This is a genomic window from Arthrobacter sp. NPDC093128 (assembly GCF_040683875.1).
Lineage (GTDB): Bacteria > Actinomycetota > Actinomycetes > Actinomycetales > Micrococcaceae > Arthrobacter.
The window spans coordinates 80,259-102,597 of sequence record NZ_JBFBEY010000017.1 but is presented as its reverse complement, the minus strand read 5'-3'; the positions used below and the strand labels follow the sequence as shown (position 1 = coordinate 102,597).

Annotated in this window: 16 protein-coding genes and 3 tRNA genes; 9 read left to right on the top strand and 10 right to left on the bottom strand. The window is 66.6% G+C overall.

The features are described 5' to 3' along the window. Nucleotides 1-26: 26 nt before the first annotated feature. Nucleotides 27-782 (bottom strand): HAD family hydrolase, encoded by a 756-nt coding sequence (locus AB0N24_RS19585; protein ID WP_364127816.1) that lies wholly within the window; start codon nucleotides 780-782, stop codon nucleotides 27-29. Nucleotides 783-1,053: 271 nt separating this feature from the next. Here AB0N24_RS19585 and AB0N24_RS19580 point away from each other — a divergent pair. After that, nucleotides 1,054-1,126 (top strand) — tRNA-Thr (locus tag AB0N24_RS19580). A 104-nt stretch (nucleotides 1,127-1,230) separates the two neighbouring features. On the opposite strand, the gene AB0N24_RS19575 is transcribed toward AB0N24_RS19580, so the two are convergent. Next, nucleotides 1,231-1,515, bottom strand: a complete 285-nt coding sequence (locus AB0N24_RS19575; RefSeq protein ID WP_364127814.1) for a hypothetical protein — start codon at nucleotides 1,513-1,515, stop codon at nucleotides 1,231-1,233. A gap of 219 nt (nucleotides 1,516-1,734) precedes the next feature. Between AB0N24_RS19575 and AB0N24_RS19570 the strand changes: the two genes are divergently transcribed. Then, on the top strand, nucleotides 1,735-2,751 hold the full coding sequence (locus AB0N24_RS19570) for a hypothetical protein (RefSeq protein WP_364127811.1): 1,017 nt from the start codon (nucleotides 1,735-1,737) through the stop codon (nucleotides 2,749-2,751). Between the two features lie 39 nt (nucleotides 2,752-2,790). Further along, nucleotides 2,791-3,027, top strand: coding sequence for a hypothetical protein (locus AB0N24_RS19565; RefSeq protein WP_364127808.1), 237 nt, complete (start codon nucleotides 2,791-2,793; stop codon nucleotides 3,025-3,027). Between the two features lie 86 nt (nucleotides 3,028-3,113). Here the strand turns inward: AB0N24_RS19565 and AB0N24_RS19560 are convergent, their stop codons facing one another. The 7 genes from AB0N24_RS19560 to AB0N24_RS19530 form a co-directional block, all read right to left on the bottom strand. Next, a complete protein-coding gene (locus tag AB0N24_RS19560; RefSeq protein WP_364127805.1) occupies nucleotides 3,114-3,959 on the bottom strand; it encodes an aldo/keto reductase in 846 nt (281 codons plus the stop codon). Nucleotides 3,960-4,077: 118 nt separating this feature from the next. Then, nucleotides 4,078-4,533, bottom strand: a complete 456-nt coding sequence (locus AB0N24_RS19555) for a hypothetical protein (protein WP_214952352.1) — start codon at nucleotides 4,531-4,533, stop codon at nucleotides 4,078-4,080. A gap of 7 nt (nucleotides 4,534-4,540) precedes the next feature. Continuing rightward, complete coding sequence (locus AB0N24_RS19550) at nucleotides 4,541-5,164, bottom strand: bacterial proteasome activator family protein (protein WP_364127802.1); 624 nt, start codon at nucleotides 5,162-5,164, stop codon at nucleotides 4,541-4,543. Between the two features lie 180 nt (nucleotides 5,165-5,344). Beyond that, complete coding sequence (locus tag AB0N24_RS19545) at nucleotides 5,345-5,536, bottom strand: YbdD/YjiX family protein (protein WP_364127799.1); 192 nt, start codon at nucleotides 5,534-5,536, stop codon at nucleotides 5,345-5,347. Nucleotides 5,537-5,549: 13 nt separating this feature from the next. Beyond that, entirely contained in the window at nucleotides 5,550-7,850 is a 2,301-nt protein-coding gene (locus AB0N24_RS19540; protein ID WP_364127797.1) for a carbon starvation CstA family protein, read from the bottom strand. A gap of 177 nt (nucleotides 7,851-8,027) precedes the next feature. Beyond that, a complete protein-coding gene (locus AB0N24_RS19535) occupies nucleotides 8,028-8,564 on the bottom strand; it encodes a PadR family transcriptional regulator (RefSeq protein WP_364127794.1) in 537 nt (178 codons plus the stop codon). A gap of 148 nt (nucleotides 8,565-8,712) precedes the next feature. Beyond that, on the bottom strand, nucleotides 8,713-9,696 hold the full coding sequence (locus AB0N24_RS19530) for an NAD(P)H-quinone oxidoreductase (protein WP_364127791.1): 984 nt from the start codon (nucleotides 9,694-9,696) through the stop codon (nucleotides 8,713-8,715). Nucleotides 9,697-9,819: 123 nt separating this feature from the next. Between AB0N24_RS19530 and AB0N24_RS19525 the strand changes: the two genes are divergently transcribed. The 3 genes from AB0N24_RS19525 (at nucleotide 9,820) to AB0N24_RS19515 (ending at nucleotide 15,852) form a co-directional block, all read left to right on the top strand. After that, a tRNA-Ser gene (locus AB0N24_RS19525) sits at nucleotides 9,820-9,907 on the top strand. Between the two features lie 171 nt (nucleotides 9,908-10,078). Beyond that, nucleotides 10,079-10,900: a VOC family protein gene (locus AB0N24_RS19520; RefSeq protein ID WP_364127788.1), complete on the top strand. Its 822-nt coding sequence runs from the start codon at nucleotides 10,079-10,081 to the stop codon at nucleotides 10,898-10,900. Between the two features lie 362 nt (nucleotides 10,901-11,262). Continuing rightward, entirely contained in the window at nucleotides 11,263-15,852 is a 4,590-nt protein-coding gene (locus AB0N24_RS19515) for an ExeM/NucH family extracellular endonuclease (protein WP_364127785.1), read from the top strand. 187 nt (nucleotides 15,853-16,039) lie between these two features. Here AB0N24_RS19515 and AB0N24_RS19510 read toward each other — a convergent pair whose 3' ends face one another. Beyond that, a complete protein-coding gene (locus AB0N24_RS19510; protein WP_364127782.1) occupies nucleotides 16,040-18,028 on the bottom strand; it encodes an FAD/NAD(P)-binding protein in 1,989 nt (662 codons plus the stop codon). A 61-nt stretch (nucleotides 18,029-18,089) separates the two neighbouring features. Here AB0N24_RS19510 and AB0N24_RS19505 point away from each other — a divergent pair, with 61 nt between their 5' ends. The 3 genes from AB0N24_RS19505 to AB0N24_RS19495 all read left to right on the top strand — a co-directional run bounded on the left by AB0N24_RS19505 (nucleotide 18,090) and on the right by AB0N24_RS19495 (nucleotide 22,294). Then, nucleotides 18,090-20,378, top strand: a complete 2,289-nt coding sequence (locus AB0N24_RS19505) for a prolyl oligopeptidase family serine peptidase (protein WP_364127779.1) — start codon at nucleotides 18,090-18,092, stop codon at nucleotides 20,376-20,378. Nucleotides 20,379-20,480: 102 nt separating this feature from the next. Further along, a tRNA-Ser gene (locus tag AB0N24_RS19500) sits at nucleotides 20,481-20,568 on the top strand. Between the two features lie 118 nt (nucleotides 20,569-20,686). Beyond that, nucleotides 20,687-22,294, top strand: coding sequence for an NAD(P)/FAD-dependent oxidoreductase (locus AB0N24_RS19495; protein WP_364127777.1), 1,608 nt, complete (start codon nucleotides 20,687-20,689; stop codon nucleotides 22,292-22,294). Nucleotides 22,295-22,339: the final 45 nt, after the last annotated feature.

The following is a 22,339-nucleotide window of genomic DNA, read 5'->3' as shown; positions in this document are numbered from 1 at the left end:
TCAGCAGCCCGGCCTGACGTAACGGGCTAAGCGGACCGGGGTTCCAGCAGCACCGGCAGGTCGCGGATCGAATGCACGACGGCGGTGGCGCCGGCCGCGCGGAGCGCCGGCTCCCCGTGTGCCCCGGTGAGGACTCCGGCAACCGTGGTGGCACCGGCCCGCAGTCCCGATTGGATGTCTGCACAGCTGTCCCCCACCACGGCGACCTCGCGGACGTCGTCCAGGTCCAGGGCGAGGACCGCCGTCAGGATCATGTCCGGATACGGCCGGCCCCGCCCTGCGTCCGCAGGACACAGGCTGAGGTCCGCCAGCCCCATCCAGCCAAGGCTCTCCAGCACCATGTTCTGTGTGTGGCGTCCGAAGCCGGTGGCAAGGCAGACCATGATGCCGGCCTCACGCAGCCAGCCAATCGCGTCCTCGGCGCCGGGAACAGCCCGGATGATGCCGTCTGCTATCAGCTCATCGCAGCTGCGCTCGAAGAAGGTGTTCGCCGCCGCGGCACGGTGCCGGTCCTCAAACAGCCGGCTGAACACAGCGAGTTTTGACATCCCTGCCGTGTCCCTGGCGTACCGGAGCATGCGTTCGAACTGCTCCGACCCTTCCCTCACCCCCTGGTCTGCCAGGGTGCGGGTCATGGCACGCTCCATGAGGCCGCCGTCGAACACTGTTGTTCCCACCATGGCCAGTACGGCGAGCCGGACGTCATGGGCGGTGCCCGGCTCCACCCCCTGCAGTGCGGCTTCGGATTCCCTTGCGGATACGTCTGCTGTGTCCGGAGTCATGGCCAAGCCCCTTCGGTGACTTGCGGCCGTCGACCCGGCCGCGGTTGATCCTTCCACAGTGGGAGCCCGCCGGAACCCCCTGCTGAACCCGCTTCGACCGCAGGATGAACATCCAGACAACGTCCGCCCCGGTACTTCCGCGACACCTCCTGCCCGGCCGGACCGGCAATCTTGCGGATGCATGAATGGCTCATTTTGACCCGGGCAGGGGACTCTATTACAGTTGTCTCTTGCATGATCCGCCCGGTTCTTCCGGGTCCTGTCACGCGGTGCTTCCTTAGCTCAGTCGGTAGAGCGTTTCACTCGTAATGAAAAGGTCATCAGTTCGATTCTGATAGGAAGCTCGGGAAGAACCCCGTGTTGTCGCTGGTTCGGCGACGATGCGGGGTTTTTTACTGGTTTGATTCGGGTGCCCGTGACAGGTTGTGCAGCTGTCACCCATTGCCTGTCACCGGCGGTTGAAAGTGACCCCTCCTATAAGCCCTGCCAGGGCCGCCGGCAGGGCGAACAAACCAAAGACCTGCGGCATCAGGGATGGTGGAGTCGTGACCATTGTGGCCAGGCCCACCAGGGCAACCGGCGCGGCAACGCAGATCGTGACCCAGAGCGGATACTGCCGGATCTGGGACCAGACGGCCGCCGCAATGGATGCGGCGGACCCGGCGAGCATGAACAGCCTGCCGACGCGCAATCGCTCCACAAACTCCGGTACAGGCTCGTAGGCGGACAGCATGGTCCGCTCCAAAGATATGCCCGTAAGGACGATGGAAGCACCGACTAACGCCGCCCAATGCAGCTCCCGCCGCCTCCACCACTGGCGGACGACATAGCGTTCATTACTCGGTGAGTTCGTCACTCTGCGATCTTATCCACCGGGTGGTGCAGGGCGCCGCCGCAGTCCTTGCAGCTCACCCGAAGGTGCGGAAGCGGCCGCGGACCATATGATGCTCGCATGGACGAGCAACAACTCGCGGACATCGCCGCCGCGCTCTACAGGCTGCCGCTGGAGGAGTTCGTGACAGCACGGACAACAGCGGCAAAGGCTGCCGCGGCGGATAGCGGCCGCGCCCCGGCCGACGATGTGCGTGCCCTGCCCAAACCCTCCGCAGCGGCGTGGGCCGTCAACATGCTCGCAGTGCACCGTCCTGGCCCGCTCAACGAGCTTGCAAAGCTTGGAGCCTTGATGCGCAGCGCCCAGGATGACCTCGACGCCGGTGCTCTCCGCTCGCTCGCACAGGAGCGGCGGCAGTTGCTGAACAAGGTCATGGACACAGCACGCACGGTGGCGGAGGAGCACGGCCGCAAGCTCAGCGGCGCCGTGGCCACCGAAGTGGAACAAACGTTGCGGGCCGCCACCGTGGACGAGGGTGCGGCAGCCGCCGTGCGGAGCGGCAGGCTGCTCCGGGTACTTTCGGCGGACGGCGTGGACCGCGTGGACCTACGCGACGCTGTGGCGGTCCCCTCCGTACTGACCCTCCCGGCGGTCCCGGCGCCGGAAGCGGGGCAGGCACCGGAGGCGGCGCAGCCCGTGCAGGCGCCCCGGAAGCCCACACGGCGCGCCACCAGGGCCGGCACCCCCGCTGACGGTGCGCCCGCGGCGACGTCCGCTGAGAAACCGCGCCTGCAGGCCGTCAGGACGGAGCGGCCGGCCCCAACGCCGTCGGCTGTCGAGCGCGCCGCGGCGCGGCTGGCCGAAGCGGAAGAAACGGCTGGCTCAGCAGCGGAGGAAGCCCGACTCCGCACGAAGGAATTCGAAGAGGCGGAAGCGGACATGACCCGGCTCGGGGAAGAAGCACGCAGCCTTCGCGAACGGCTCAAGGTTGTTGACGTCCAGTTCGACCAGGCCAGGAAACGGCGGGAGACGGCGGCAGCCCAGATGCAACTGGCTTCCCGTGCCGCGGAGAAAGGCCGGCGCGCGGAAGTGCTCGCCCGTGAAAGGGTGCTCCGGCTTCGCAACACGCCGGACTGAGTGGCCTTTACTGTCAGGGGTCGGTCGCACACTGGATTCATGGATACGAACCTCAGCAACACAAAGGCCTCCGCCCGGGCCAACCACGGCGGCGACGCCACTGGGCACCGGGAATTCCACGTCACCTACTTTGATGCCGACTGCGGCCTGATCCGGTCAGAGGTGTTCGACACCCTGGCCGAGGCGGAGCGTTTCGCTGGCCGCAACGTTTCGGACGAGCAGGGTTGGGCTGTCATCGACGCCGTACCTGCCCAGCAGGGGCGCCTGGCAGCCTGAGCAAACGCGGGACGCCCCGCACTGCGTAAGTGCGGGGCGTCCCGTGATAGCCGGCCTCGGCGCTAAACCTTCGGTCTGGTGTCCGCCTAGGCGAAGTCGGAGACGGCCGGGTCCGGGCCGATGCGGCCGGCGCCCTCAGCAGTCCGGTCCAGCCCGTTGATTGTCTCGATGTCGGCGCTGTCCAGTGTCACGTCGAGGGCCGCGTGGTTTTCGCGGATCCGGGACTCCGTAACGGATTTCGGAATCACCACATTGCCGATGGCCAGGTGCCAGGCAATGACCACCTGTGCCGGCGTGGCACTGTGCTTGGCTGCGATCTCTGCGATGGCAGGGTGCTCGAGGAGCTCGCCGCCCTGGCCCAGCGGCGACCACGCCTGGGTGAGGATGCCTTTGGACGCGTTGAACTCGCGCAGTTCCGCCTGGTTGAAGAACGGGTGCAGCTCCACCTGGTTGATAACCGGGACAACACCGGTTTCGTCGATGATCCGCTGCAGTCCCTCCGCGGTGAAGTTGGAGACACCGATGGACTTGACCCGGCCGCGCTTCTGCAGCTCGATCAGCGCCTTCCAGGTGTCCACGTACTTGTCCTGCTGCGGCTGCTGCCAGTGGATCAGGTACAGGTCCAGGGTTTCGAGGCCCAGCCGGTCCATGGATGCCTCGAAGGCGGCAAGGGTGGACTCGTAGCCCTGGTCCGCATTCCACAGCTTGGTGGTGATGAAAATGTCCTCCGGCGTGAGCCCGGAGCGTTCAATGGCGCGGCCCACCCCTGCTTCGTTGCCATAGATCTTGGCGGTGTCGATGTGGCGGAATCCGGCCTCGAAGGCCTGGACCACTACCTTTTCCGCAACGTCATCCTCAACCTGCCACACCCCGTAGCCGAGCTGGGGAATGGTGTTGCCGTCGTTGAAAGTCAGTTCAGGAGAAAGAGTCATTCGTTCATCGTGCCAAGGACTGGCACCGCCCGGCCAGCGAAACCGGCCGGCTAAGCTAGGCGCTTAACCGGGAATAGCGGCCCGGTCAGCCGGGCTGACCGCAGGGGCTCCCAGCCCGCTACGAATCCTGCGGCTGTTCAGCCAGGCGGCGTTCGGCGTCGGCGATCTGTTCAAAAACCGATTCCGCACGGCGGCGCACCGAGGCAGCCCCAACCGGCACGGGCCCGACGGCGAGGCGCAGCATCGCCGCCGCCTCAGCCGTGGTGGCGAGGGAGTTGCCGGCCTTGGACAGCGACCGGTGGACGCCTGCCAGTGCTCCGGGGATATCCAGACCGTCGCTGGGTGAACGCCGCTGCGCTTCGACACAAACCTCCCGGACCCGGACGGAGAGGGCGGCGAGTTCGTTGGCGATTTCCACCAGCTCGGCATACAGCTGGTCATCCTCCACACCCTCCAGGACCTGGTGGTACCGGTCAAGCCCGCGGTGGAAACGGTCATGGGCGCGACGCCACAGACCCTTGCCGAGCTCGGCGTCGTCCTTCCGCCCCTGGCGGGCAGCTGCGAAAAATGCCACGGGGACCCTAAAGGTATTGGCCGGGACCATGGTCCGGATCATCCGTTGTGCCGGCCTTCTCGGCGCCAGGGTGCGCGGCCCGGGCGCGCTCCGGCGTGCCGTCCTCGCCGATCACGACGCCGGGGGCGATCACCGTCCCGGGAGGCAGCTGGCGCAGCTGCCGCTGTGCCATGGCGTGCTCGCGGGCTGCATGCTGGGCGGCGATGGCGGTCTGAATGCCGTGAAACAGTCCTTCCAGCCAGCCGACCAGCTGGGCCTGGGCAATGCGGAGTTCCGCGTCGGACGGTGTGGCCTGTTTGGGAAACGGCAGGCTGATCCGTTCCAGCTCTGCAACGAGTTCCGGTGCCAGCCCGTCTTCCAGTTCCTTGATGGAGCGTTCGTGGATAGCCGCCAGCCGCCCGCGCGCGGCGTCGTCCAGCGGTGCCGACTTCACTTCATCCAGCAACTGCTTGATCATGGTGCCGATCCGCATCACTTTGGCGGGCTCGTCCACCAGGTCCTGGAGGTTGCTCCGCTTGGGCCGGGGCCCGGCTTCAGGGTTCGACGCGGGGGCGGAAGGAGCCGGGTCGTCGAGAGTGGTGCCCTCTACGGGGGCGTCAACCGCAGGCTGAGTGTCGTTCGGGTCGCTCATGGCTTCATACTCTCATGAGCGACGAGGACAGGTGCCAGTCAATGAACGCAGTTGACCCGGACGGGACTGGCGGTGCCCGGGAAATGCCGAGGGCGCCGTCGGCCCCTTTAAGGATCCGGCGGCGCCCTCGGGCTGCGGAGTTGTTTTCAGCAGGAGCGGCCGCTCCGCAGCAACGGCCGGTCAGCAGCAGCGGCCCTGGGGATTGCTGTCCTGGCGGTCCGTGTGGTCCCGCCAGAACTCGCGCTCGCTCATGGGTGCATCCTTATGACCCGAGGCCGTGTGATGCTCCAGGTACTTCCTATAGGCGTCCGCACCCATCACGCTGCCGAAGTACCGGGCGAAGCCGCGGACCCCCTCGAGGATGGCGTTCATGACCGGGTCTGCATCAGTGGTGCCCGGGCGTTTCGAGCCGCAGTTCGGCGGGAAGTTTGTTCCACTCGGCCATGAGTTCCCGCTCTGCCGCCGTGGGAATCAATCCCGCCGGAGCGTAGCCCCGGGACGGCACGGCCGGGTCCTCGTGGTCCGTGTGGGCGACGCCGTCCCGTGCGTTGCGGAACGCCTTTGCGGTTGCCACGATCGCCGTAATGATGACGATGATGCTCAGCACCACGAAGATCACCGACAGCCAGCCCTGGATCATGGTGTTGCGCACCACGGCTTCCATGGCCGCGACGGTCTTGGCCGTGCCGAATTCCTTCTTGCCGTCAGCCAGTGCCTTGGCGAACGCCGCGTTGTTGGCGAAGTAACCCACCGCTGGAACAGTAGAGAAGATCTTCTGGAAGCTGGCGGTGATGGTGACGACCGCCGCAAAGGCAAGCGGAAGCGCCACGATCCAAAGGTACTTAAACGAGGCCCGCCTGGCGGCGATGGCCATGCAGACGGACAGCGCGATAGCCGCGAGCAGCTGGTTGGCTATGCCGAACAGCGGGAACAGCGTGTTGATGCCGCCCAGCGGGTCAGTGACGCCCATCAGCAGGACCGCGCCCCAGGCGCCCACCATGATGGCCGTGCAGAGCCAGGCTCCCGGCCGCCAGGAGTGTTCCTTGAACTTGGGGATGAAGTTGCCGATGGAGTCCTGCAGCATAAAGCGGGCCACACGGGTCCCGGCATCCACGGCAGTCAGGATGAACAGTGCCTCGAACATGATGGCGAAGTGGTACCAGAAGGCCATCATGGCCGTGCCGCCGATGAACTGCTGCATGATGTGGGCGAGCCCCACTGCCAGGGTGGGGGCACCGCCCGTGCGGGAGACAATGCTTTCCTCGCCGACGTTGGCGGCCGTCTCCGAGAGCAGATCGGGCGTGATGTTGACGCCGGCAAGCCCCAGGCTGTTGACCCAGGTGGCGGCGGTTTCCACCGTGCCGCCGGTCAGGGCGGCCGGGGAGTTCATTGCGAAGTACAGCCCGCGGTCGATGGAGATGGCTGCCACGAGGGCCATGATGGCCACGAAGGATTCCATCAGCATGCCGCCGTAGCCGATCAGGCGGGTCTGGCGTTCCTTTTCGATCAGCTTCGGCGTGGTGCCCGAGGAGATCAGGGCATGGAACCCGGATAGCGCGCCGCAGGCAATGGTGACGAAGAGGAACGGGAAGAGGGCCCCCGGGAACACAGGCCCGTTCTCGCGGCTGGCAAATTCGCTGAACGCGGGAACCGTGATTTCAGGTCTCACCACGATGATGGCCAGGGCCAGCATAACGATGACGCCGATCTTCATGAACGTGGAAAGGTAGTCCCGGGGTGCCAGGAGCAGCCACACGGGCAGGATGGCTGCGATGAAGCCGTACACGATGAGGCCCCAGGCGATGGTGACCTTGTCCAGGTGGAAGAACGCCGCACCCCACTCGGTGTTAGCCACGGCGCCGCCGCCGATGATCGCGGCCATCAGCAGGACGAAACCGATCAGGGAGACCTCCAGGACCTTGCCGGGCCGCAGGAAGCGGAGATACACGCCCATGAACAGCGCGATCGGGATGGTCATGCCTACGGAGAAGACGCCCCAGGGGCTTTCGGCCAGGGCGTTCACGACGACGAGGGCGAGGATGGCCACGATGATCACCATGATGAGCAGGGTGGCGACCAGGGCGGCCGTTCCGCCGATGACGCCGAGTTCCTCGCGGGCCATCTGGCCCAGCGAACGGCCGCCGCGCCGCATCGAGAAGAACAGGACGAGGTAGTCCTGCACCGCTCCGGCCAAGACGACGCCGATGATGATCCAGATAGTGCCGGGCAGGTAGCCCATCTGGGCCGCAATGACCGGGCCCACCAGGGGTCCGGCCCCGGCGATTGCCGCGAAGTGGTGGCCGAACAGGACGTTGCGGTCGGTGCGGACGTAGTCCTTGCCGTCCGCCTTGTACTCAGCGGGAGTGGCGCGGCGGTCGTTCGGCCTGGTGATGTAGCGTTCGATCACCTTGGAGTAGAAGCGGTAGCCGATCAGGTACGTACAGACGGAGGCAAACACGAACCAGATCGCGTTGACTGTTTCCCCCCGGACAATGGCCAGCATGAACCAGGCGACACCGCCAAGCAGTGCGATGGCGGCCCAGATCGCGATCTTCGTCGGTGTCCACTTGCGCTCTTCGGCCTCCAGTGCCACCTCGTCCACCGACGTTGGCGGAAGTTTTGGATCCGGTACCAGCACGTCGTCGTCCAGTGCTGTCCGTGCCTTGCCATCTGGCATTTTGCCCATGTCTCCTCCTCGAGAACCCCAGCTTAAGAGTGATCTGCCCCATGGCACCATAGCAGGGCGCCATGGACCGGGATATTGGTTTTGGGACGGGGCCATGCGTCCCTCGCCGAGCGGTCGGAGGGCAGCGTTAAGCGGCAGAAATTGGGCGCCCGTCCGTCTTCGCCGTGGCTGGCGGGGCTAGGGGGCCGCGCTGTTCAATTGGGCCATCCGTGCTTCGCAGAGGTCCAGCCACCGGACCTCGGCTTCGGTCTGGAAGATCAGCGAATCAAGCACCAGCAGCCATGCGGTGTCCGCACTGCGCTGGTTGGCAGAAGTGTCACGACGGGACTTGGTGTAGTCCTGCAGGGCCTTCACTGACGCGACCCGCTGTGCCTGGATGACGGCAGCAACATCCACACCGGGGATCGTCACGGCGAGGGCGAGTTTGATGGCAAGTTCGTTCCGGGGAGGGTTGCCGCGGCCTACCGGAGCCTGGAACCATCCGACGACTTCGCTCCGGCCCGCGTCCGTGATGCTGTAGATGACGTGGCCTTCACCGTCGCCGCCGTCGTTCCTGACCAGTCCGTCCCGCTCCAACCGGTCCAGGGTGGTGTAAACCTGCCCAATGTTCAGCGGCCAGGCGGAGCCGGTGCGGTCCTCGAACTCGACCCTCAACTGGTACCCGTAGCGGGATTTGTCCTGGAGCAGGGCGAGGAGACTATGACGAATGGACATGCTGCCCCCTGATGTCGCAAAGACGACGGCATACACGCGCCCCCAAGACGCGTGCATACCGCGTATGGAATCACAGTAGCGTGATTTAACGCCGGGGGCAATACTGGGTATTCATTCGCGGGGGCTCCGCTGCAACCGCGGGGTACCGCTACATGACCAGGAGGACCTTGCCCACGTGGTCACCGGAGTCGAAGTACTCGTGGGCTGCGCTCACCTGGTCCAGAGGGAAGGACTTTGCCACCAGGGGCCGGATTCGCCCGTCGGTCAGGAGCGGCCACACGGATTCCCGCACCGCGTTCATAATCACGCCTTTCTCGGCCACCGGACGCGGGCGCAGTGCCGTGCCGATGATCGCGGCCCGCTTGCTGAGGAGCTTCCCGAGGTCCAGTTCCCCTTTAGTGCCGCCCTGGAGCCCGATCACGATGAGCCGGCCGTAGTCCGCCAGCGCGTCAACATTCTGCTGGAGGTACTTGGCACCCACGACATCAAGAATGACGTCGGCGCCCCGGCCGCCGTTTTGTGCCCGGAGGGATTCCGGAAAATCCTCCTCGGTGTAATTGATGACAATGTCTGCGCCCAGGAAGGCCTTGGCGGTCCCCACCTTCTCCGCGGTGCCGGCGGTGGTGGCAACCTTGGCGCCGAACGCCTTGGCGAGCTGGATGGCCATGGTGCCGATGCCGCCCGTGGCACCGTGGATCAGCACGGTCTCGCCCGGGTGGAGCTGCGCCGTCATAATCAGGTTCGAGTAGACCGTGGCCGCCACTTCGGGGAGGGAAGCGGCGGTGACCAGATCCACGCCGTCGGGAATCCTCAGCACCTGTTCGGCGGGGACCGCCACCTGCTGCGCGTAGCCGCCGCCCGCGAGCAGCGCCACAACCTTCTCCCCCACGGAAAACGGCTTGGACACGTCCGGGCCGAAGCCGGCTATCCGGCCGGAAACTTCCAGGCCAAGGATCTCTGAGGCGCCGGGCGGCGGCGGGTAGAAGCCCCTGCGCTGCTGGACGTCGGCACGGTTGAGTCCCGCGGCGACGACGTCGATCAGCACCTCGCCGGGGCCCGGAACCGGTGCCGGAACCTCGCGCACTTCGAGCACCTCGGGCCCGCCGGCCTTGCTCACGTAGACGGCCTTCATGGAGAACTCCCGATTCCTAGCTGCTTCCTGCCACAAAAATAGTGTGCAGCGGCCGCGCCGGCCCGCCAAATACTCCGGACGGTTTTTGTCGCAGCCAACTGCCTATGAAACACTACTCGGTAAGGAAGGTTGTCCGAGCGGCCGAAGGAGCTGGTCTTGAAAACCAGTGTGCGGTAACCCCGTACCAAGAGTTCGAATCTCTTACCTTCCGCGAACGATGCCCCGGGGCCCTGAACCATCAGGCCCCGGGGCATTTTCCGTTAAGGGAAAGTTTGGACCGGGACCATTGAAAGTGTCGGTGCTCCGGCATAGTGTCTGGTTTGTCTTCACCGACCATCCCTTCACCGCGGCCCTGTTGCCGCGGATACCGACAGGAGCCACCATGCCCAGCCCTGACATCACTCCCGGCGCACCCAGCTGGATCGACCTCATGACTTCGGACGCCGCCAACGCCAAGCAGTTCTACGGAGAACTGTTCGGGTGGGACTTCCAGACGGGCGACGAGGAGAAATACGGCGGCTACATCACGGCCTGGAAAAACGGCAAGTCCGTGGCCGGAATCATGCAGAAGGATGACACCATGGCCGGGATGCCGGACGTGTGGACGACCTACCTCCGCTCGGACGACGCCGCCGCCACGGCAGCCGCCGTCACCGAGCACGGCGGCCAGGTCCTCATGCCGCCCATGGACGTCCCGGAACAGGGCGTGATGGCCATGTTCGGAGATGCCACCGGAGCAGCCATCGGAATCTGGCAACCCCGCGAAATGACGGGTTACCAGCTCGTGGCCGAGCCCGGCGCAGCAGCCTGGCACGAACTCCACACCAAGGACTACGCCACCGCCGTGAAGTTCTACCAGGACGTCTTCGGCTGGGAAACCGACGTCATGAGCGACACTCCCGAGTTCCGGTACACCACGTTGGGCGCAGGGGATGCAGCGAAGGCCGGCATCATGGACGCCTCGGGCTACCTGCCGGCCGAGGTTCCGTCCAACTGGCAGGTCTATTTCGCCGTCGAGGACGCGGATGCCTCGATCGCGAAGGCCGTCGAACTTGGCGCGCAGGTGATCGACGGACCGGACGACACTCCGTTCGGCCGACTCGCCACCCTTGCCGACCCCACCGGCGCAATGTTCAAGATCGTGGCAGATACCGGGCAGGGAGCCGCCGATCAGGCCGGAACAGGAGACACCGCCGGGGCCTAAAGCGTCCGGGCGATCCATCTAAGTAAATTGATTTAAGAAATACCGGCCAGCGGCTCCCATCCGAGCTACTGGCCGGTATTCTTTTGGCATGTCCGGCACATGGGGTGGGCCGGCATGCACACCAAACAAAAACACCGTTGCCGGGACCGGGCCGATGCCGCCCCGGGGCCGGCGGTGAACGTTTCGCTGGGGGACGTCTCGCAGAATGCACGCTCAATCAATCGCACGTTCATTCAACCCCGTTTTGCTGTGCCGGAAACTACTTGACCAGGAGTAAAGTCCGGGCCCTTTGTCCGTCGCCACAAGCCGGACACATTCCACTGAGCCCCTTACCCGGGGCACCCTAATGAGAGTCAGAGCGGATGAAACGCACACCTTGGAAAATTGCGCTGGGTTCGGCGTTGTCAGCGGGGCTCATCGCCGCTCCGTTGACGGCCGTCCCGGCGTTTGCAGCGGAGGTCCCACCAGCCGCTGCTGGTACATCGCCCGTCGTCATCAACGAGGCATACCTCAGCGGCGGCAGCACCGGCGCAGCCTACAAGCACAAGTTTGTGGAGCTGTACAACACCTCTGATGCGCCCGTATCGCTGGACGGCTGGTCCCTTCAGTACCGCTCGGCAACGGGCACATCGGCGCCGAACGGAGTTGCGGCCCTCAGCGGCAGCATCCCGGCGAAGGGGCACTACCTGGTCCAGGGCGGCACGAACAGCGCCACGTCCACGGCCGCCGAGCTGCCCGCGCCCGACGCCGTGGCCACCGGGCTGAACCCGTCCGGGACGGCAGGAACGCTGATCCTGGCCAGGCAGGCCACTGCCGTCAGCCCGCTGGCCACCGGTTCGGTGATCGAGCCGGCCAACGTTGCGGACCTCCTGGGCTACGGCACATCCAACACCTTCGAGACGCAGGCCGCGGCGGCGCCGGCCGGGAACACCGACGTCAAGAGCGTGAACCGCTCCAACGGAACGGACGGCAACAACAACGCCACCGACTTCGCGCTCAGCTCCACCATTACGCCGACAACTGCCGGCGGCACTGTGGATCCGGATCCCGTCGATCCTGACCCCGTGGATCCTCCCCCTGCTCCCGCAGCCAGGACCATCGCTGAAATCCAGGGTTCCGGTGCGGCCAGCCCGTACGTCGGCGCGACTGTCACTACCCGGGGCAAGGTGACCGCGGCGTTCCCCACCGGCGGTTTCGCCGGGTTCTACGTCCAGACGCCGGGAACCGGCGGCGATCTGACCCCGGCCAACCACACGGCGTCGGACGCTGTTTTCGTCTACTCCCCCGCCGCCGTCGGGTCCGTCACGGTCGGCGACTACGTCGAAATCACCGGCGCCGTCAGCGAGTTCTTCGGCATGACGCAGGTGAACGTGACTGACGCCGCCGGCCTGACAAAGCTTGCCGAAGCTGCTCCGGAAGTGAAGTCCACCGGCTTCACCCTCCCGGCGGAGGAAGCCGTCCGCGAATCCCTCGAAGGCATGCTGCTGACACCGCAGGGCCCCGTGACCGTCACCGACAACTACTCCCTGAACCAGTACGGCGAAATCGGCTTGGCAGGCGGAACCACTCCGCTCGAACAGCCCACCGCCGTCGCCCCGTACGGTTCGGCTGACTACACGGCCACCGTGACGGCCAACACCGCCCGCGCTATCAAGCTCGACGACGGTGCCACCACCAACTTCCTCAAGGACGCCACGACGAAGGCGCAGGTGCTGCCGTACCTGACCACTGCGGATCCCGTCCGGGTGGGTTCGCCGGTGACGTTCCAAACCGACGTGGTGCTCAGCTACGCCAACAGCGCCTGGAAGTTCCAGCCGCTGACCCACCTGACGCCGGAAAATGCGGGCATCGTCCAGCCGGCAACTTTCGGCGCCACCCGCGCCGAGTCCCCGGCCGCCGTCGGAGGCAACCTGAAAATTGCCTCCTTCAACGTGCTGAACTACTTCCCCACCACCGGCGACCAGCTCGCGGGCTGCACGTTCTACAAGGACCGTGACGGCAACCCGATCACTGTCCAGGGCGGCTGTGACGCCCGCGGTGCCGCCAATGCCGAGAACCTCAAGCGGCAGCAGGACAAGATCGTAGCGGCCATCGGCAAGTCCGGCGCCGACGTCGTGTCCCTTATGGAGGTCGAGAACTCGGCACAGTTCGGCAAGGACCGCGACGACGCCCTGGCCAAACTGGTGGACGCCCTGAACATTGCCACGCCCGGCATCTGGGACTACGTCCGCACCCCTGCCAACGCTCCCCCGCTGGCGGACGAGGACATGATCCGCACTGCATTCATCTACAAGAAGGCCGCGGCAGAGCCGGTGGGCGAATCCATCATCCACAACGACACAGTTGCCTTCGCCAGTGCCCGCAAACCGCTGGCACAGGTGTTCAAACCGGTTGGCGCGTCCGACGACAAGAAGTTCATCACCATTGCCAACCACTTCAAATCGAAAGGATCGGCTGCCACTCCGGAGGACACCGACAAGGGCCAGGGCGCCTCGAACCTTGCCCGCACCGGGCAGGCCAAATCCCTCCTCGCGTTTTCGAACGAACTGCAGTCCTCGAAGGGCACCGACAAGGTCTTCCTGTTGGGCGACTTCAACGCCTACGCCAAGGAGGACCCCCTCAATGTCCTCACGGCTGCCGGTTACGCCAACCAGGACGAGAAGGCCAGGAACGCCGACGGGACCGCCAAGCACTCGTACCTCTTCGGTGGACTGGTGGGTTCCCTGGACCACGTCCTTGCGTCGCCGGGTGCGAACGCTGTGGTCACCGGCGCCGACATCTGGAACATTAACTCCGTAGAGTCCGTGGCGCTGGAGTACAGCCGGTATAACAACAATGTGACCAACTACTATGCGCCGGACCAGTTCAGGGCCAGCGACCACGATCCCGTGGTGGTGGGCCTGGACCTTCCGGCCGCACCTGTCACCCCGGCGAGCGTTGACCTGAACTTCCTGGGCATCAACGATTTCCACGGACGCATCGACTCCAACACCGTCCTGTTCGCGGCAACCATCGAAAAGCTCCGCGAGGCTGCCGCGCCCGGCGCCACGGCGTTCCTGTCCGCGGGAGACAACATTGGGGCCTCGCTGTTCGCCTCGGCCGTCGTTAAGGACCAGCCCACCCTCGATGTGCTGAACACCCTCGAACTGAGGGCGTCCTCAGTAGGCAACCACGAGTTCGACGGCGGCTGGGCGGACCTGCGCGACCGCGTCGTCGCGGGCGGAACGAATGCCAGATTCCCGTACCTTGGCGCCAACGTCTACAAGAAGGGGACCACGGAACCGGCCCTGCCGGAATACACCGTGCTGGAGATGAACGGCGTCAAGGTGGCCGTGATCGGCACAGTCACCCAGGAAGTGCCGTCGCTGGTCACCCCGGCGGGCATCACCGAGCTTGAGTTCCGGGATCCGGTCGAGGCGATCAACCGCGTTGCTGCGAAGATCACCGGCGAAAAGCTCGCCGACATCATCATCGTGGAAAACCACGACGGCGCCGGGTCCGGTACGCCCGACGGCTCCACTTTCGAACAGGAAGTGGCGGCCGGAGGCCCCTTCGCCAAACTGGTCAGTGAAACCTCTCCCGAAGTGGACGCGATCTTCAACGGCCATACCCACAAGCAGTACTCCTGGGATGCCCCGGTGCTCGATGCCAGCGGCCAGCCGACGGGCAAGACCCGCCCCATCGTGCAGACCGGCAGTTACGGCGAATTCATCGGCCAGATCCAGCTGACGGTTGATACAACGACCATGCAGGTGACGGGCTACAAAGCCGGCAACGTCAAGCGGACCGTGCCCACCGAGACCGAAACGGCCGCGGACCTCGTGGCGAGGTACCCGCGCGTCGCAGCAGTCAAAACGATCGTCGACAAGGCATTGGCGGACGCGGCCGTGATCGGCAACCAGCCGGTCGGCAAGGTCACCGCCGATATCACCACCGCCTTCACGCCCGCCACGGCCACCAGCCCGGCGTCCCGTGACGACCGCGCGAACGAGTCCACCCTGGGCAACCTCGTGGCGGATTCCCTTGTGGACGCGCTCAAGGCGCCGGATGTCGGTGCCGCCGAAATCGGCGTCGTGAACCCCGGCGGCCTGCGCAACGAGCTGTACTTCGCGCCGGACGGAACCATCACGTACGCGGAAGCGAATGCCGTGCTTCCGTTCGTGAACAATCTCTGGACCACGTCGCTGACCGGAGCACAGTTCAAGACGCTCCTGGAACAGCAGTGGCAGACCAACCCGGACGGCACGGTCCCCAGCCGCGCCTACCAGCAACTGGGATTGTCCAAGAACGTCAACTACACCTACGACGCCACCCGCGCCGCAGGTGACCGCATCACGTCCATCCGGGTCAACGGTGCCCTCATCGATCCGGCCAAGTCCTACCGCGTTGGCACCTTCAGCTTCCTGGCAACCGGCGGCGACAACTTCCGGATATTCAAGGAAGGCGCCGGCACCAAGGACTCCGGCCTGGTGGACCGCGATGCCTGGATCAAGTACCTGCAGGACCACAATCCGGCCTCGCCGGACTTTGCCCGCCGAACCGTCGCTGTGGTGAACACCACGGCAGCGGAGGTCAAGGCCGGGGACTCCATCACACTGGCTGTCTCCAAGCTGGATCTCACGTCCCTGGGCAGCCCGGTCAACACCTCGCTCTCGGCGGCCTTCACGGACGCCGCTGGCACCGTGACGCAGCTCGGCACCGTCCCGGTCTCAGCGGGCGCGGCGGCAGTGGATGTGAAGGTTCCGGCCGGCGCAGCTGCAGGCACCGGCACCCTGGTGCTCACCGCTGCTGAGTCCGGGACCGTGGTCAAGGCCGCAGTCCAGGTTGCCGCCAGCGGCCCGGTCCCGCCGGCCTGCACTGCTCCTGTGCCACCCACCAAGTGGTACGACTTCCCGGGCTGGATCAGGTACGGCGTGGCCTGGCTCCAGTACCAGAAGTGCCTGAAGGGCTAGTTCCTAACCAGTGAACGTGCCCCGCCCCTGGCTACGGATTCCCCTCGGAGTCCGTGTCCGGGGCGGGGCACGTTTCATGTGGAGCGGGTGCGGGAGCGTCCACCAAAAAGCCCCCAAAAGTGAGAGAGCGTCGGCAAAAAGGGTGCAGGAAGTGAGAGAGCGTCGGGGTGGATTGGGCCGCCGGGAGTCAGTGGTCGAGGATGTGCCGGGCTATTTCGTCGGCGTCGCGGAGGGTCCGCTGGCCGCTGCGGTACACCGGCCCGCTCTGCGGACGCGACTCCGCGGCAATGGCGGTGCCCCACTGCGCCGCGGAGAGCTGCAGGCCCAGCACGTACAGCCCCTCCGTGACGGATCCGTTGGCGCCCACCGGCCGGTAGGGGTGCGGACTGACATCCAGGCCGGAGGTCTCCACCGGGATTCCCTCCACCGTCATCATCAGGCGCGGCCGCACCAGGCCGTCGGCCAGGAGCTGCTCCAGCACCGGGGACACGTTCACGGCAACCCTGTTGGCGGGAGCGAGGGCTTCGATCATGGTGCGGGCGCGGACTGCTCCGTCCCTGACCCACGGAGATGCCGCCGAGAAGGTGCCGGCATTGCGGTCGAGCGCGAATTTCGGGTCCGGCCCCACAAAACTGACCACTCCCGCCCTTGCGAGCGCTGCGAGCTGCTCCGCGCGGATGGCCGGCGGGCCGCTGGCCAGTCCTTCGACGAACGACTCGAACCAGCCCCGGAGGCCGGCGACCCAGGACTCATCGGTGATGCCGCCGTCGGCCACTGCCGATTTCAGCACAGCCCTGCCGTGGTGCAGCGCCCCGATGGTCATCTTCACCGGGTCGTCCTCGCCCAGGGCCGAGCGCCGGGCGTCATCGAGCAGGTACTCCACGACGGCGGAATCCACGTCCGCCCGCGACGCGAAGGACCGACTGGCCAAGGGCGCTGCGAGTCCCGGGAGGTTCAGGCGCTGGCCGGGCGCCACATGCTTGGCGATCAGGACGTCGGCTTCGGCCTCCCAGTGGGAAACGCTGTGGGCGTGGGGCCGCATCGTCTCCTGGAGCATGGCCAGGAACTCCCCGGGCTCGGTGACGGCGTCCGGGCCGGTCCGGACCAGGGTGGAGTAGTAGGCCCAGAGGGCGTCGCGCTGCAGCAGGGGCCAGAGGTCGTGATCGAAGCCGGGAGTTATTCCCGCCGCCGCGAACCGCCCGACGGCGCCCTCGGTGCAGTACCGGAGCGTCACACCGGCCGGGTAGTACCCGGCGAGGTTCGCTTTGGCCCGGTATGGCGTCCCGCGGCGGGACGCGGCAATAATCAGCGGCTCGTCCCCGGACGGGATGTACTCCAGTTCGGTCCGCACCGGTCTGGGACCCGCGGCCGGGTCGCCGTCGGCCTCGGCTGCCACGAACTTCCCGCCGCGCCCCTCGGTGAGCTGCCCCATCACATCGAAGAAGTTCAGCCCCATGCCGCGGACCAGCACGGGCTGGCCTGCGGGCACTACGGACCAGTCGACGTCGGCAGGTGCTGCCGGCGGCAGGTACAGGAGCCCCAGCTGGCCGGCACCTGCCTGGAGCTCGCGCTGTTCGGCGTTGAGCCTGGATTCGAGGTGCCCCAGGGCCAGCACCACGGAACCGACGGTGAGCGGCCCGCCGTCCTCGAGTTCGACGTCGAACGTTCCGTTGCCTGTTCGCCGGACAGCGGTGGCTGTGGTGCGGTGGAACCGGACGGTCACGCCTGCCGGGAGGTGGGCCAGCAGCTCGTCGAGGGTGGAGCGCAGGTAGCGGCCGTAGATGGCACGGCTTGGAAAGTCCTGCGATCCGAGGCCGGACAGTTCGGCCCGTTCGTCCTCGGTCAGCGAGGCGAGCGGGTTGTCCTGCTGCGCGGCCCGCCACCGGTCGAAGGTGGCGCCCGCTACCGGTGCAGCCAGTTCGGGGTCTTCGGGAATGACTGTGGGATAAAACGCCTGGGTGTTCATTAGGTACAACCGCGACTGGCCGGGCTGCCACACGTGGCCCGGACCGGCAGGGTAGGGGTCCACCACGTCAATGTGGAGGCCCGGGGCGCCGCCCGGTCCGGAAGCGGAGGGGTTCCTGCGGCGCCAGTTGGCCAGGAGCCGCTCCAGGACACTGGTACCGCGGGGTCCGGCCCCTATTAGTGCTGTCCGGATGCTTTGCGATATGCCCACGCCATCCAGAGTATCCGCATGTGACTTGCTAGCTGCGCGCCGATGTTGTTTCGTAGGGGCCATGACCACCACAGCAGCTGATCACCAGCCCGCGTCCGGCTCCCCTTCCTCCGCCGGGAAAGCGACCGAACCGACCGACGAGAATATCTGGCTCGAGGAGGTCTACGGCGAGGAACCGCTGGCCTGGGTCCGTGAACAGAACGCCCGCACCGAGGACCTGCTCGAGGATGCCGACTACGCCAGGCTCGAAAGCCGCATCCTGGAGGTGCTGGACTCCACGGACAAGATCGCCATGGTGGGCAAGCACGGCGACTGGTACTACAACTTCTGGCGCGACGGACAGAACCCCAAGGGCCTGTGGCGCCGGACGTCCTGGGACAGCTACCGGAGCGGGTCGCCCGAATGGGATGTGCTGCTGGACGTCGATGCCCTCGCCGCTGCCGAAGGCGAGGAGTGGGTATTCCACGGCGCCAATTTCCTCCGTCCTTCAGCCGGCGAACCGCACCGCCTGGCGCTGCTGGCCCTCTCCCCCGACGGCGGCGATGCCAACCGATACCGTGAGTTCGACGTCGAGACCCGCACGTTCGTCGATCCCGCATCCGGCGGGTTCGACCTCCCGACGGCCAAGGGCAACGCCTCCTGGCTGGACCGGGACACGCTGCTGGTGGCCAGCACCGCCGAAGGCATGCCCAAGACGTCCTCGTCCTACGCGCGCACCGCCGTCAGGCTTCCCCGCGGCGGGTCGCTCGCGTCCGCCGAACAGGTGTTTGAAATCCCCGAGGACCACATGATGGCGCTGGTAGCCCATGACTCCACACCCGGGTACGAGCGAACCTTCGCCATGGACTGGATCAGCTTCTTCAACAGGAACACGTCCGTGCTGCGGGACGGGGAGTGGGTTGTCATCGACGCCCCGACCGACGTGAACCTGAGCGTGCACCGTGGGTGGCTGCTGTTCCGACCGCAGGGCGAATGGGAGGTCAACGGAACCACGTATCCGGCCGGCTCGCTGCTCGCCGCGGACTTCGACGGCTACCTTGCGGGCAGCCGCGAACTCCAGGCCCTCTTCACCCCGGACGCGCACACGTCGCTGCAGTCCTGGAGCTGGACCCGGAACTTCCTCCTCCTCAACCTCCTGCGGGATGTCTCTTCGGAGATCCGCGTCCTGGACCCGGAACGGCCCGGAACTGATTCGGCCTGGGCCTCCAGTCTGCTGGACGCCTGCCCGCCGCTGCATGACGTCAACGCCTTCGCCGTTGACGACGAGGACGACAGCGTCGCCCTCGACGAGGAGCACGATGACGACGACGGCACCGGTGGCACCGTGCCCGTGCCGGAGGGGGAAGCTCCCGGCGCCGGGGATGACTTCTGGCTCGTGGCCACCGGCTTCACGACACCGAGCACCCTGACCCGGGGAACGCTTCGCCGCAGCGGGGACGGCGGCGTGGTGAGCGAGCACGCGGTGATCCGCACCTCGCCGTCCTACTTTGACGATTCCGCCTACGAGGTCCAGCAGCACTTCGCCGTCTCGGACGACGGCACCCGGGTCCCCTACTTCCAGGTGGCTTCCAGGGACCTGGTGCTCGACGGCCAGAATCCCACGCAGCTGTCCGGGTACGGCGGGTTCGAAGTCTCGCGGACGCCTGCCTACAGCGGCGCAATCGGCCGGGCCTGGCTGGAACGGCGGACGGACGCGCCCGGCGGAGCCAACGGCGGCCCGGCGCACGCCCGCGGCGGCGTCTACGTGGTGGCGAACATCCGTGGCGGCGGCGAGTACGGGCCGTCGTGGCACCGCGCGGCGCTGCAGGAAAAACGCCACCGCGCGTTCGAGGACTTCGCGGCCGTGGCCCGGGACCTGATCTCGCGCGGGGTCACGTCCAAGGAGCGGCTCGGCTGCGTGGGCGGCTCCAACGGCGGGCTGCTGGTGGGCAACATGCTGACGCGGTACCCGGAGCTGTTCGGCGCGGTGTCCTGCGGGGTGCCGCTGCTGGACATGCGCCGCTACACCAAGCTGTCCGCGGGGTACTCGTGGATCGCCGAATACGGGGATCCGGATGTGCCTGAGGAGTGGGAGTTCATCCGGACGTTCTCGCCGTACCACCTCCTTCACGACGGCGTGGACTACCCGGAGACCTTCATCTGGACTGCAACGTCCGATGACCGCGTGGGGCCCGTGCAGGCGCGCAAGATGGCGGCCCGGATGCAGGCCATGGGCATCCCCAACGTCTGGTTCCACGAGGCGCTGGAGGGCGGCCACGCCGGCGCTTCCGACAACCGGCAGGCGGCCGCTTTGCAGAGCCGTAGCCAGCATTTCCTGTGGCGTTCCCTGGCGGGACGTGCCGACGGGTAGCTCCCGCGGCGGGTCCCTGCGTGTCCCGTTTGGCTCGTTTTGGTGCCGTTTTGCACTGAATGCCCCGTTCTGCGTATCCTTGGTGGGCTAGGAATAGCAATTGGAGACGTGCCAGAGCGGCCGAATGGGCTTCACTGCTAATGAAGTGTGGGGCACAACTCCACCGGGGGTTCAAATCCCCCCGTCTCCGCGTTTGGCCCCGGTCTTTGGACCGGGGCCTTTTGCGTTCCCGGGCCTGCTCCGTTTCCGGGGGTACTCCCGCGATTGGCGTCCCGCCGGGAAGGTGCAAGAGGTGGCAGGATGGCCAGATGGCGAGCAGCAGCAAGCATGATGTGGTTATTGTCGGCGGCGGGCACAACGGCCTGGCGGCTGCAGCCTATCTGGCCAGAGCCGGGCGGGAGGTCCTGCTCCTGGAGAAACTGGACCATGCCGGAGGCGCTGCCGTTTCCGCCCAGGCGTTCGACGGCGTCGACGCGCGGCTTTCCCGGTACTCCTACCTGGTGAGCCTGCTGCCGCAGGAAATCATTGACGACCTCGGACTGCGGATCCGGCTCGCCCGCCGGCGCTACTCCTCCTATACGCCGGACCCGGCAAACCCCGGACGTGGCCTCCTGATCGACAACGGCGACGCCGGGGCAACAGCCGCATCATTTGCCGCAGTGGGGGCGGCGGCCACCGAGGCCGCCGACTTTGAACACTTCTACGCGGAGTGCGGGAAGCTCACCGGGACACTGTGGCCCACCATGACATCGCCGTTGCTCACCCGGTCGGAGGCCAAGCGGCTCGCCACCGCGGCAGGAGCCGGGGCGGTGTGGGCATCGCTGGTCGAGCAGCCACTTGGCGAAACCATCACCAGCAGGCTGCACAGCGACCTGGTGCGCGGCGTGGTCCTGACGGATGCCCTGATCGGGACCTTCGCCCGGGCGGACGGCGCCGACCTCCAGCAGAACATCTGCTTCCTGTACCACCTCCTGGGCGGCGGAACCGGTGACTGGGATGTTCCCATCGGCGGCATGGGGACGGTCTCGGGCGAGCTCGAGCGCGCCGCCCGCGAAGCCGGCGCCGCCATCCTGACGTCTGCCGAGGTCACGGCCGTCCGGTCCGGCGGCTCGGTGGACTACCGCCATGGCGGCCGGGAACATTCAGTCTCCGCGGGCTGGGTACTGTCCAACGTCGCGCCCGTGGTCCTGGACAGGCTGCGGGGCAGCAGTACCGGGGAGCCCGCAAATCCGAACCACCGGCGCGAGGGTTCACAGGTCAAGGTGAACCTGCTGCTCACGCGGCTGCCGCGGCTGCTTGACAGCCGCGTCAGCCCGGAGGCGGCCTTCGGCGGCACGTTCCACATCAACGAAACCTGGACCCAGCTGGACGACGCTTACCTGGCAGCGGAGCAGGGGACAGTCCCGGATCCGCTGCCATGCGAGATCTACTGCCATTCGCTGACCGATCCCACCATCCTCTCCCCGGAGCTGCAGGCGTCCGGCGCCCACACCCTGACTGTTTTCGGACTGCACGTTCCGGACAGGCTCATCACGGCGGAGAACAACGACCGGATGCGCACGGTGCTGCAGGCCGCCGTCGTGAAATCCCTCAACGCAGTGCTGGCAGAACCGATAGAGCAGCTGATGCTGATGAGCGCCGACGGAACCCCGTGCATCGAAACCAAAACCACGCTGGACATCCAGCGTGCCGTGGGCATGCCCCGCGGCAACATCTTCCACGGCGGGCTCGACTGGCCGTTCGCCGAGGACGACGCCCCGCTGGACACCCCTGCCCGGCGCTGGGGCGTGGCCACCGACGATCCCCGGATCCTGCTGTGCGGCTCCGGAGCACGGCGCGGCGGGGCAGTGAGCGCCCTTGGCGGCCACAACGCGGCCATGGCGGTGCTGGAGTCCCAGAGGTCCGGTGGTTTGTAATTCACGGCCTCGGCGAGCTGCCTGGGGGTTCGGGGCCCGGCGAGC

Excerpts from the sequence above, each read along its gene's own strand:
- AB0N24_RS19540 (WP_364127797.1), bottom strand. The coding sequence starts at position 7,850 with ATGGGCAAAATGCCAGATGGCAAGGCACGGACAGCACTGGACGACGAC.
- AB0N24_RS19545 (WP_364127799.1), bottom strand. The coding sequence starts at position 5,536 with ATGAACGCCATCCTCGAGGGGGTCCGCGGCTTCGCCCGGTACTTCGGC.
- AB0N24_RS19495 (WP_364127777.1), top strand. The coding sequence starts at position 20,687 with ATGGCGAGCAGCAGCAAGCATGATGTGGTTATTGTCGGCGGCGGGCAC.
- AB0N24_RS19535 (WP_364127794.1), bottom strand. The coding sequence starts at position 8,564 with ATGTCCATTCGTCATAGTCTCCTCGCCCTGCTCCAGGACAAATCCCGC.
- AB0N24_RS19520 (WP_364127788.1), top strand. The coding sequence starts at position 10,079 with ATGCCCAGCCCTGACATCACTCCCGGCGCACCCAGCTGGATCGACCTC.
- AB0N24_RS19515 (WP_364127785.1), top strand. The coding sequence starts at position 11,263 with ATGAAACGCACACCTTGGAAAATTGCGCTGGGTTCGGCGTTGTCAGCG.
- AB0N24_RS19575 (WP_364127814.1), bottom strand. The coding sequence starts at position 1,515 with ATGCTGTCCGCCTACGAGCCTGTACCGGAGTTTGTGGAGCGATTGCGC.
- AB0N24_RS19570 (WP_364127811.1), top strand. The coding sequence starts at position 1,735 with ATGGACGAGCAACAACTCGCGGACATCGCCGCCGCGCTCTACAGGCTG.
- AB0N24_RS19530 (WP_364127791.1), bottom strand. The coding sequence starts at position 9,696 with ATGAAGGCCGTCTACGTGAGCAAGGCCGGCGGGCCCGAGGTGCTCGAA.
- AB0N24_RS19565 (WP_364127808.1), top strand. The coding sequence starts at position 2,791 with ATGGATACGAACCTCAGCAACACAAAGGCCTCCGCCCGGGCCAACCAC.
- AB0N24_RS19550 (WP_364127802.1), bottom strand. The coding sequence starts at position 5,164 with ATGAGCGACCCGAACGACACTCAGCCTGCGGTTGACGCCCCCGTAGAG.
- AB0N24_RS19505 (WP_364127779.1), top strand. The coding sequence starts at position 18,090 with ATGACCACCACAGCAGCTGATCACCAGCCCGCGTCCGGCTCCCCTTCC.
- AB0N24_RS19560 (WP_364127805.1), bottom strand. The coding sequence starts at position 3,959 with ATGACTCTTTCTCCTGAACTGACTTTCAACGACGGCAACACCATTCCC.
- AB0N24_RS19585 (WP_364127816.1), bottom strand. The coding sequence starts at position 782 with ATGACTCCGGACACAGCAGACGTATCCGCAAGGGAATCCGAAGCCGCA.